Source organism: Trichocoleus sp. FACHB-591 (genome assembly GCF_014695845.1).
Taxonomy (GTDB): Bacteria; Cyanobacteriota; Cyanobacteriia; order FACHB-46; family FACHB-46; genus Trichocoleus.
In genome coordinates, this window is record NZ_JACJPA010000076.1 from 1 (window position 1) to 10691 (window position 10691).

Annotated in this window: 14 protein-coding genes; 1 reads left to right on the plus strand and 13 read right to left on the minus strand. The window is 49.2% G+C overall.

What is annotated here, in order from left to right:
* Positions 1 to 115: 115 nt before the first annotated feature.
* The 8 genes from H6F90_RS13445 to H6F90_RS13475 all read right to left on the minus strand — a co-directional run bounded on the left by H6F90_RS13445 (position 116) and on the right by H6F90_RS13475 (position 5960).
* The gene (locus tag H6F90_RS13445; RefSeq protein ID WP_190552958.1) at positions 116 to 556 is read right to left on the minus strand and encodes a hypothetical protein; all 441 of its coding nucleotides are present in this window, start codon (positions 554 to 556) and stop codon (positions 116 to 118) included.
* 12 nt (positions 557 to 568) lie between these two features.
* The gene (locus H6F90_RS13450; RefSeq protein ID WP_190552959.1) at positions 569 to 1180 is read right to left on the minus strand and encodes a hypothetical protein; all 612 of its coding nucleotides are present in this window, start codon (positions 1178 to 1180) and stop codon (positions 569 to 571) included.
* 24 nt (positions 1181 to 1204) lie between these two features.
* On the minus strand, positions 1205 to 2134 hold the full coding sequence (locus H6F90_RS13455) for an NAD(P)/FAD-dependent oxidoreductase (protein WP_190552960.1): 930 nt from the start codon (positions 2132 to 2134) through the stop codon (positions 1205 to 1207).
* Complete coding sequence (locus tag H6F90_RS31135; protein ID WP_255524999.1) at positions 2131 to 2265, minus strand: hypothetical protein; 135 nt, start codon at positions 2263 to 2265, stop codon at positions 2131 to 2133. The genes H6F90_RS13455 and H6F90_RS31135 overlap by 4 nt, the downstream gene beginning before the upstream one ends.
* A 36-nt stretch (positions 2266 to 2301) precedes the next feature.
* A complete protein-coding gene (locus tag H6F90_RS13460) occupies positions 2302 to 3309 on the minus strand; it encodes an SDR family oxidoreductase (protein WP_190552961.1) in 1008 nt (335 codons plus the stop codon).
* Positions 3310 to 3431: 122 nt separating this feature from the next.
* A complete protein-coding gene (locus H6F90_RS13465) occupies positions 3432 to 4256 on the minus strand; it encodes an alpha/beta fold hydrolase (protein WP_190552962.1) in 825 nt (274 codons plus the stop codon).
* A gap of 239 nt (positions 4257 to 4495) precedes the next feature.
* A complete protein-coding gene (locus H6F90_RS13470) occupies positions 4496 to 4837 on the minus strand; it encodes a heavy metal-binding domain-containing protein (RefSeq protein ID WP_190552963.1) in 342 nt (113 codons plus the stop codon).
* A 226-nt stretch (positions 4838 to 5063) separates the two neighbouring features.
* The gene (locus tag H6F90_RS13475) at positions 5064 to 5960 is read right to left on the minus strand and encodes an NmrA/HSCARG family protein (RefSeq protein WP_190552964.1); all 897 of its coding nucleotides are present in this window, start codon (positions 5958 to 5960) and stop codon (positions 5064 to 5066) included.
* Between the two features lie 337 nt (positions 5961 to 6297).
* On the opposite strand from H6F90_RS13475, the gene H6F90_RS13480 reads away from it, so the two are divergent.
* A complete protein-coding gene (locus tag H6F90_RS13480; RefSeq protein WP_199295909.1) occupies positions 6298 to 7224 on the plus strand; it encodes an MBL fold metallo-hydrolase in 927 nt (308 codons plus the stop codon).
* Positions 7225 to 7447: 223 nt separating this feature from the next.
* Here the strand turns inward: H6F90_RS13480 and H6F90_RS13485 are convergent, their stop codons facing one another.
* The 5 genes from H6F90_RS13485 to H6F90_RS13505 all read right to left on the minus strand — a co-directional run.
* Complete coding sequence (locus H6F90_RS13485; protein WP_190552966.1) at positions 7448 to 7924, minus strand: peptidoglycan-binding protein; 477 nt, start codon at positions 7922 to 7924, stop codon at positions 7448 to 7450.
* 64 nt (positions 7925 to 7988) lie between these two features.
* Entirely contained in the window at positions 7989 to 8276 is a 288-nt protein-coding gene (locus H6F90_RS13490) for a hypothetical protein (RefSeq protein WP_190552967.1), read from the minus strand.
* 431 nt (positions 8277 to 8707) lie between these two features.
* Positions 8708 to 9331 carry an NAD(P)-dependent oxidoreductase gene (locus tag H6F90_RS13495; protein ID WP_190552968.1) on the minus strand — a complete coding sequence of 208 codons (624 nt, stop codon included), beginning with the start codon at positions 9329 to 9331 and terminating at the stop codon, positions 8708 to 8710.
* 58 nt (positions 9332 to 9389) lie between these two features.
* Positions 9390 to 10118: an alpha/beta fold hydrolase gene (locus H6F90_RS13500; protein ID WP_242024466.1), complete on the minus strand. Its 729-nt coding sequence runs from the start codon at positions 10116 to 10118 to the stop codon at positions 9390 to 9392.
* A 423-nt stretch (positions 10119 to 10541) separates the two neighbouring features.
* On the minus strand, positions 10542 to 10691 hold a 150-nt coding region (locus H6F90_RS13505; protein ID WP_190550225.1), incomplete at its 5' end, for a transposase.

The following is a 10691-nucleotide window of genomic DNA, read 5'->3' on the forward strand; positions in this document are numbered from 1 at the left end:
GTCAGCCAAGTTCGTCATCGTGTAGTTAATCGGACTGCTTAGTAAGTACTGGCAGTAATCCAGTTTGGTGAAGCTCATGCCTCTAGTTTATGTCTGTCTCTGCGTAAGTCCTGTCTCAGTCAGTGACCAACTGATGGTTGCTCACCCGACCTTGAGCGTCAAGCCGGATTATCAACCATTCAGAGTCGATGCTCATTAGTCCTTGCTCTGGCCCAAGCCAGTAGACTAGATCACAGTCCTGGAAGTAATCCGTCGTGTCAGGCTGCCCCAGAAGAGCAATGACTTCAGAACGGCTCTTGCCTACCAATGTATGCCGCTTAAGCAGATCATCAACCATGCACCCGCGTACAGCAGCGGGAGAGTGGGATTGTGAACGCTCTTGCCAGTCGGCGGACTCAAATCGTTTACTTTCGCAACGATCCAAGGGCAGCGGAAGCAATATTTGGCGCAGAGTCCGCAACCCAAAATATCCTGCAATGAGCAAGCATACAAAGATAAAACTGCTCACTAGTACTCGACGGGTGGACAGTTTAACTGTTGGGATACGATTGACCATGTGAATCTAATATCAACAGGTATAAGTTTGAAAATAAGCTTCATCGTTGATCAGAAACGTGATCGCCGTTGACACGGGTTGATTTTCTACATAACCCACTGTACCGAATACCGTCTCTTGCCAAAATTGATCAAGTTCTAGAATCTCGCGAAAAGGTGCAGGAGGAAGATTAGAACTAATCGCATTAATGTCAGCGACAGCTCGTCTCATCTCCAAGTTATTCACACTGACACAGTTTAATTTCGAGTGATGTGTTGTCGGAAGCAGTTGCTGCGTAGCTATACCAGTCATTCTGAGTAAGGGAGCAAGCCCCTGTCGAGCAAAGACTTCATCGAGTTGAGGACTGAGGAACTCTGGTATTGAGTCTTCAGCAACTATCATCCACCAGGGCTGATTACGCTTTTTAGCATAATCACAAGCCACTTTTATCTTTGTTTCTAGCTCAGCCTCGTCACGAAAAGGTTTAGTCAGAAAGACGGCATTGATAAAGAGATTGTCTGTACCGCTCCAAGTGATGACTAATTCATTTGCTTCTAAAACTTCTCCTTGAGGACATGTACTGGCGAAGTAACTCCAAGCATTAGTAAGTTGTTGATTTGATGCAAAAGTCTCTGATTTTGACATGACTTACAGCTCCTGGTCGCTGATTTACCTAAGCTGAACCAGATTTTCTTCAGTCAAGGTGCGATTGATGGAGACAGCAGCGAGCGTCCCACCCGCGACTGCTACGGCGATCTGTGAATAAGGGCTAGACACATCGCCCACCGCATAGAGTCCAGGAATCGAGGTTTGCTTACTCTCATCTACTTGTACGATGCCATTGCTGCCAAATTTACACCCTAACTTTGTGGCTAGATGGCTGTGCTGATACGATGGAGGGCGCAGCAATATACCGTGGCGGGGCAGCACTTCATTGTTCGTAAAGACGATCCCTGTTAATTTGTCGTCTTGATATTCGAGTCGAGCAATTTTTTCTTCGCGCAGCTGAACTCCCCACTTCGATAACTGTTGTCGTTGCTCATGAGTTAATTCGGCAGGACCATCTGAACAGAGCACTAAATCGCGGCTCCAACTGGTTAGCATGAATGTCATTTCAAGTCCTATCTCACCTTTGCCATAAATTGCTAAAGGTTGATTCCGCACTTCCCAACCATGGCAGTAAGGACAGTGGAAAATACTGCTACCCCAGAGTTCTGTGAATCCATCAATTGTCGGAAGTGAATCTTTCATCCCCGTGGCTAACAGTAGTTTGCGACCAACAAACTGGTTGCCATCGTTCAGGGTGACTTGAAAGCGATCGCCCAATTTCTGAGCATCGACCACTTCACCGACCTGAATTTTAACACCATCATAAGGATGCAATTGCTCTCGTCCAATTTGCAGCAGTTCTGCAGGTGAAATTCCATCTCTAGAAAAGAAACCATGAGCAGCATGAGCCACTTGATTGCGTGGCTTTCCAGCATCGCAGACCAAGACCCGTTTGCAGGCTCGTCCGAGCATCAGGGCAGCAGTCAAACCGGCTGGTCCGCCACCGACGATGATGACATCAAAAACATCAGTTTGTGAGTTAACGTTCATAGCTTGTTCCACTGTTGTTGGCATTGAGTCGGCAGTAAGAGAAGATTGAAACCTGCCATCGAATGAGGTGTGCGATCGCAACCGCAGGTCGCCAACGCTACAAGGTCAATCAGCCTGGAATCGATCGTCATGCCATGTTCGGTTGCGATACCATAACAACACGGTTTTTAGCCTGAAATGCCCCCTAGCATGGCAATCAATCCGCTGGCAGCAACTACTGTGATCGCGCCCCACTTAAACGACGGGTTTCTATCTAGCCAATCCGTGAAGCTGGGTACACTCAACTTGCCAAAGTCGCCCTCTACGGTGTCGTAGCCAGAGATTGGAGCGTATAGGTTATCCGGTGCATCTGCCGATTTTGGCTCACCTGTCAGTTGAGCGGTAAAGCCAACCTGGAGAAATAAGCGATCGATAATCGACGGAGCAATGCGTTGCAGCATCTCTAAGATTCGCCCCATGTCACCAACAACAAAGTCACGGGTAGGATGCTCAGCGGCATATAAAATGGCATCGGCAACGGTGCTGGGTTTGTTGTAAGGCGGCAATCCAGCAGGCGCGACTCCCATCTTCGTCCGAATTTTGTTGAAAATGGGGGTATTTGTGATGGCAGGCATCACGTTGGTGACGCTGATCGGCTGTTTTTGGTGCTGCAATTCGATTCTCATGGAATCTAGAAAGCCTGCTACGCCGTGCTTGGAAGCTGCATAGGGACTTTGTAATGGAAACGGAACTCTTGCTGCTAATGAGGAAACGTGAATGAGTGCGCCACTTCCCTCTTTTTTGAGGTGCGGTAGAGCGACCATTGCGCCATAGGCCTGCCCATTCAGGTTGACATCAATGACTCTTCTAAATTCTTCCGGTGTGATTTGGTCAAACGGTGCAACAACGCTGGTTCCAGAGACATGCACCCAGGTATCGAGTCGTCCGTAAGTGGCAATGGTCTGATCGGCGATCGCTTTCACCTGCTCAAATTCGCTGACATCGGCAATGACGGCGATCGCGTCTCCACCCAACTGTTTGATCTCATCTACCAACGTTGCCAACCCAGACTCGCCACGAGCAGCAACAACAACCTTTGCCCCTTTTTTGGCAAACCGCAGAGCTGTCTCTCTGCCAATTCCACTAGAAGCGCCAACGATGGCAACTACTTGCTGACTGATAGGCTTTAGTTTCATGGGTTCTACTCCTAAAATTGAATTTCTTTGAATACAGTCCTCAATGCTTACGGCGAATCATTGCCAATGCTTACACCGGGGTTCATCCCTTTGAAAAAGATGTCTCACCTCAACGTCCGGTGTCAGTCCTTGAGGAAGGATAGAAGGTCGTTGTTGAGTTGTTCCTTGTGTGTATCCGTTAAACCGTGGGGTGCATCTGGATAGATCTTCAGGGTGGAATGCTTCACCAGTTTGGCGGCGGCGATCGCAGCGGCACCGATTGGCACAATCTGGTCATCATCACCATGAATGATCAGCGTTGGTACGTCGAACTTTTTAAGGTCTTCGGTGAAGTCGGTTTCAGAAAAGGCTTTGATACTGTCGAAAGCGTTCTTGTGTCCCGCCTGCATTCCTTGAAACCAGAACCAGTCAATCATGCCCTGCGAAACGTTAGCACTCGGACGGTTGAAGCCGAAGAAAGGGCCACTAGCGAGATCTTTGTAGAGTTGAGATCGGTCAGCCAGGGAGCCAGCACGGAGCCCGTCGAACACATCGAGCGGCAGTCCGTCAGGATTATTCTCTGTCTTCAGCATCAGTGGCGGAACAGCCGAGATCAGTGCGGCTTTGGCAACTCGCGCTGTGCCGTGGCGACCAATATAGCGGGCAACTTCACCGCCACCTGTAGAGAAACCAATTAAGGTGGCCCCGCTCAGGTCTAGCGTCTCAATCAGCATCGCGAGGTCATCAGCATAGGTATCCATCTCGTTGCCATTCCAGGGTTGGCTTGAGCGTCCATGCCCCCGACGATCATGAGCAATTACCCGAAACCCGTGGTCTGCTAGAAACAGCATTTGAGCTTCCCAACTATCAGAATTCAGAGGCCACCCGTGGCTGAAGACAACGGGTTGTCCAGCTCCCCAATCCTTGTAGTAAATCTGTGTGCCATCTTGCGTTGTGATTGTGCTCATAAAATTTCTCCTAATCAGTATGGGTTGGTTTCAAAGGAACGAAGGTACTGACTCGATATTCACTTCGTTGTTCTCATTCTTCGACAAACATTCCATGTAGCCCACGCAAGTTCCTTGAGTTAAAGCCGCAACTTTTCACGGTATCTTCTGGCTGGGGAAGATGGGGAAGTGATTTCTCCTCTATCTCCCTCATCTCCCTTATTACTTGGTGGGCTCGACTTCCCTTGAAAAGTCAGCCTCTAAATGGTTTGAAGCTCCTGATAGCGTACAGCCGTTCCACTCACGGCGACCATCAACATACTGCTTCCACCGCCAGAATCAATTGTTTCGTAGTCCAAGGCGATCGCAATCACAGCATTTGCACCTAAGGTTTTTGCTTGATCAGTCAGCTCTTTCAGGGCAATCTCTTTAGCTTCTCTAAGAGATTTCTCATAACTCGCTGAGCGCCCACCTACCATGTCGCGCATTCCTGCAAGAAAGTCTTTGAAAATATTTGCACCCAAAATAGTTTCGCTACTCACTATCCCGTAGTGGTCAACAATCTTTTTGCCTTCAATCGTACCTGCTGTAGTCAAAATCATTGTTTCAATCTCCTTAAAAAGTGATACTTTCAAAGTATGCTGGGGATGAGGGAGCCACCCTCACCGCATTGGCTTTTACCTCGTTGTTCTCATTCTTTAACAAACATTCCATTGAGACCACGCAAGTTCCTTGAGTTAAGCTGCAACTTATGGTGAAGCGTGGTTTTCTTCAGGAAAAAAGACCCTGATTCAGTGGTTGTCTTTGATGTTTAGTAGTTTCAAAGAATCATTGACCCGATATTGGCTGCGCTTCTGGCTGGTTCTGCCAGCCGTGGTCACGCAAATAAGCTTCAAAGTCGGTCTGTGCAGAAAAATCACGCTTCAACCGGGCTAAATCTGCTGCGTAGCCGACGCTTTCAAACCAGCGATACATGATGGTCAATTCCTCTCCAATTTGCTGCTCAAACGCTTCAAACGGAATTTGTTGGTATTGAACGGTTTTTCCTAAAACACGGCTGAACGCAGCAGCGATTTCTGGCATGGTCATGTCCACACTGGCAAGTTCAATTTCGCGGTGCATGAAGTCTGCGGGGCGATCGAATACATCAGCGACCATCTCCCCATAATCTTCTTCAGAAAGCTGCTGCAACTTCGTCTCAGGACTCAATGGCTGAAAGAGCGTTCCAGTCTCAACCATCGAGCGCATCATGTTGTAGTTGTAAAAGAAGAAAACGGGTCGCAGGATTGTGTAGGGCAACTCGCTGGCTCGGATGTATTCTTCGACTTGAAACTTGCTATCGAAATGCGGAATGCCCGTGTTGCGTTCGGCGCTACCCACCGAACTGTAGACGAAGTGCTGGATGCCCGCCGATGCAGCGGCGTCTGCAACCGCTTTGCCCTGACGGATTTCGGTGTCTACTCCATCTTGAAAGATCTGTAGCGAAAAAACACCGTAGGCACCTTGCAAAGCGCGATCAATGGAAGCGCAATCGTTGAGATCTCCGACTGCGAGTTCTGCGCCTGCTTGTTGGAGAGCTTGAGCAGCAGGCTTGTTAGAGTCACGCACCAAGGCACGAACCTTGAAATTGCCGCGTTGCAGAAGATGACTGGCGATCGCGCTTCCCTGATTGCCTGTAGCGCCGGTGACTAAGATAAGTCGTTCTGTGTTGGTTGACTGTGTCATAGAATTTCTCCTGAATCAGTATGGGTTGAGTCCAAGGTGAAGGTGCTGACTCGGCATTTACCTTGTTGTCCTCATTCTTCAACAGACATCCCATTTAGACCACGCAAGTTCCCTGAGTTAAGCTGCAACTTATCGTGAAGCGTGGTATTCATCATCACCAGGCTGTAATGCTCCAGTCTCTCCGGTGGAAAATCGCTTTAATTTGTCGTTTGATTAGCGGATATTGAGTGGTGCAATTGGGTAAAGTTTTACCAACTAAGCTTTTGCCTCGATTTTCAATTACCACTGGGATATCTCGAATATGTTTTTTAGGTTTGCTATAGCTGTTATTACCGCAGTGTTGATTATTGCAACCTCAATTATCTTTCCGGGAATTACCGCAGAGAAAACGGTAAAACCTCAAGTGCCGGGTATCTATCAATTCGAGTTAGGCGATTTCACAATTACCGCTCTCAGCGACGGCACAGTGCCACTGGATCTGCATCCCATCCTGACCAATACGAACCAGGCAGAAATCGATCGCCTCCTGTATCAAAGCTTCCTTAAAAACCCTGTTGAAGCCTCGATCAATGTATTTCTCATCGATACTGGAGACAAGCAGGTGTTAGTAGACACAGGTTCAGGGGAATTGTTTGGGGAACTAGGCGGCAAGCTACCCAGGTCGTTGCAGGCAGCAGGCTATACAGCCAATGAGATCGATATTGTTCTCATTACTCATATCCATACCGATCACAGCGGCGGTTTGGTTGTAGGTGGTCAACCCATGTTTCCCGCTGCTACGGTCTATGTCGGCAAACCCGATATTGATTTTTGGCTTAACCCTGCTAATGCAAAGCGATCGCCAGACTATCAAAGATATTTCAACGAAGCCGTTAAAACAATTAAACCCTATCTGGATAGGGGCAAGCTGAAGCCGTTTTCCGGCGAGACGGTGATTGTACCTGGGATTACCGCACGCCCCACACCAGGACATACACCTGGACACAGTTTCTTCTTAGTGGAAAGCCAAGGCGAGAGCATCGAGTTTTGGGGCGATATTGTGCACGTCGCCTCGGTTCAATTTCCGAAGCCCGAAATCACGATCGATTTTGACGTTGATCCGAATGCCGCAGCAGCGCAACGGGCCAGACAATTTGCCGATGCAGAAAGAACCCGTCGTCTTGTCGCAGCCGCCCATGTCTCCTTTCCAGGAGTCGGTCATATTCGTGCAAATAACCAGGGCTATGATTGGGTGCCTGTGGAATATCGCTGGCGTGAACAATGAGGTTCTTTCCGTCCATATACCCAAGCAGCACCCAACGAAGTTTAGGGCTTTTAGCGATTCTCTAGCAGGAGTGACAGAAGAGAGATAACTGAGGGGCTCATACCTGAACTGGCTCATCAGGCTAAACATGGAAATGCGATCGCCTACTATCAAGCGATCGCATTTCCATATTTAGATATCTATGCAAAGGATACTCAGATCAGAGCTGACAATAATACTCTAACTAAGGCACTTTGAGGCCCATGATGATGCCCCAGGTTATGGGACCAACGACTCCTTGAATATTGGCAAGGCGTTCTCCGTCACCATTCTTCTGTAACTGAATCACAGCAGCTTTGGTTTTGGGGCCAAAAATACCATCAGCCAACCCCAAACTGAATCTTTTTGTTAACAGCGCTTGCTGCATCCGTTGCACAGCAATGCTGCTATCCCTTTCTCGCAAGAAAACTCCAGGCTGATTTTCTGGCCAAGTATATTCCATTGCGGTCCAGGTTGCTGCTCCGACAATGCCATCAGCTACTAGATTTTTGGATTTCTGAAAGCGAACCACTGCTGCTCTAGTTAGGGGGCCGAACTGAGCATCAGGCGCGTTGGCAGTGAATTTGCGTATTTGCAGAATGTATTGTAAATCGGTAACTTCTGGCCCAATTGACCCTTGTTGCAAAATAATGACAGGTTTCTGTTGAGTAGTAGTAGACATGGAAATTCTCCTTAGAGTTGTAGTTGTGAGTAGTTGACAAATCAATTGAATCAGCTGAGTTCTCTTACATGGGTTCGCATTGCAGTGCTTTTACATTGCGAAGGTAGTCGAGCTTAGGTGCATAGTTTTCTGGGCAGTAAACATAGACAATGTTTTCGGAGTCGCTGATAACTAAGCGGTAAGCAGGTGGAATATCTCCTTGGCCTTCGCCAATTTGCTCAATCTGAGGAGCAATCTGAGAGGTAGATTGGGCTGAGACTGGAAGCTGGAAGAGAAGGGTGAAACTGAGAACGCTGAGAAAAGCGATAGAGAGCAGAACGGCTTGGACGGTGAGATGGGAGTTAAATCTCATGGTTAGTTTCCTTGCTGTAAATGTGGGAAGGCTCTGACTCGACATTTACCTTGTTGTCCTTATTCTTCAACAGACATCCCATTTAGACCACGCAAGTTCCTTAAGTTAAGCTGCAACTTATCGTCAAGCGTGGTATTTTTCAGGGAAAAAGGCGCTGATTCAGTAGCTGTCTCTTAATATTTAGTGGTTTCAAAGAATCATCGATCCGACAGCGGTCTTGCTTCTGGCTGTTTGTGCCAGCCTTGGTCGCGCAAATAAGATCCAAAGTTGGTCGGTGCATTCGCGGTTCATGGAGTCTGGGGGGCGATCGGCGTGCAGGCAATCAGGGCTATGCTTGGGTGCCTGTGAACTATCGGTGGCGTGAATGATGAGGTTGCACCGCAAAAAGCATAAGACATCGAAGCGGCCAGAGATTCCGCGAGCACGCCATGTTAGCTGTTGGCAATCGTAACGGCTCGATTCACATGTGTATCCATGGTCAACTGCTCTACGACGAACGTGGCCAGATCGGCGCGGGTTATCTGTCGACCCTTCTCTACCCCTGCGAGCACACGCACGGAACCGACAGCGGGCTGGTCATTCAACACGGCAGGGCGAACTAGCACATAGGGGATTCCTGCCTGTGCGATCGCCCGTTCCATAGCGGTTTTATCCGCTGTAGAGCCACGCAGGAATGTGGGCAGCAGCAGTAGCCGGAACAGTAGTGTTGCCTGCGCCGTGCTGTCCCCCACCCCCAGAGCCGAGATCGCGATGATCCGGCGTGTGCCGTTCTTCTTCGCGGCTTCGACGATAGCGCGGGCAACCCGTTGCTCGATCTCCGTCTTCCGCCACGGCGTCTTGCCGCCGACTGTATCGATCACGGCGTCTTGATCAGCTGTCGCGTCGGACATCGTCGCTGGGTCGGCTGCATCCCCAGTGAAAACGCGAACGTTAGGCGGGGCGTTGTATCGAGCACTATCACGGATGAAGGCCGTCACAGTGTGGCCAGCAGCAACGGCCTGCTCCACCACCTGTCTTCCGGTCTTGCCCGCCGCTCCGATCACTAAGACATTCATCGTGGTACCTCTTTGGGTTGGATCACATTCAAAAGTTTTTACGGCACAGCCAGCTTCTCTACTCTGCGGTTGCAGCATGCTCTATGACTCTAACGACGGCATCTGGATGAGAAACCATCACTACATGCGATGCGCCATTCACGACAATCGTTTCCTTCGAGTTGGCACGCTTTGCCATGAAAGAGAGGGCTGCCTCCGGAATATTTAAGTCGCGATCGCCATAAATGAACCAGGATGGGGTGGACTTCCAAGCAGGGGTGCCAGAGGCTTCGTTAAGAGCAGCTTCCGTGATGGGTCGTTGGGTGCTAGCCATCAGCTGTGCCGCCGCGACAGGTACATCCGCAGCAAACTGGGCGTGGAACTTGTCTTGCTGGATATAAAGATCTTGACCCCCATTAGGTATTGCAACAGGTGGCGCGAGTGCTGGCCCGAGAGTGCTGCCAGGATAACGTCCTGAGAGTTCGACGGCAGTCTCACCTGTATCCGGAGCGAAAGCCGCAACATAGACGAGTGCCTTCACGTTATCGTTGTCATTGACCGCGTTGGTGATCACCGCACCTCCGTAGGAGTGTCCGACTAACACCGTAGGCCCCTCAATGCTCTTGAGGACGCTGGCAACATAGTTCGCGTCGCTTTTCACTCCACGTAGAGGGTTGGCTACGGCAACTGTCGGGTAACCTTTCTCATGCAGTTTGGTCAATACGCCATTCCAACTAGACGACTCAGCGAACGCGCCGTGAACAAGAACGATAGTAGGTTTGATGTCTTGTGCGTTTGTAGCGTTCATGACAGTTCCTAGCGAAGTGATTAGAGTGGTTCCTAAAAAGAGTGCGGCGATCGAAAACAAGCGGGTACTGCTTCTAAGAGCGGACATGTTCACGTCTTGGTCTCCTTTGTGTTCATGACTCGACGGTTACTTCGTTGTTCTCATTCTTCAACAGACATTCCATTTAGACCACGCAAGATCCTTGAGTTAAGCTGCAACTTATCGTGAAGCGCGCTATTTTCGGTAGTGTTCTAGACCTGTGGATGGTTTTCTAAAAGCTGCCTTCAAGAACGAGGTTCAACCACCCTGATCCACAGGTTTAGAACACTACCGGATATGTTAACCCGGCAAAGTAAGTCATGAAGGCAAGTTCAACGTTGTCAGGTTTCTAAGCTTGAAAATGTAGGGTCAATCATTGCTGAGTTATAGCTGTCGCCACAAGAGTTAGGACGCGGCTTCCTTGAGGACTGTCTCCATCGCTTCACGCAAACTAGTAGCGCTGCGTCGTTGTTTGCGAATGCGGCCCTTTAACCATGCCCAACACTTTTCGATACGATTCAGGTCTGGTGAATAGGGCGGTAAGTAGACGACTTG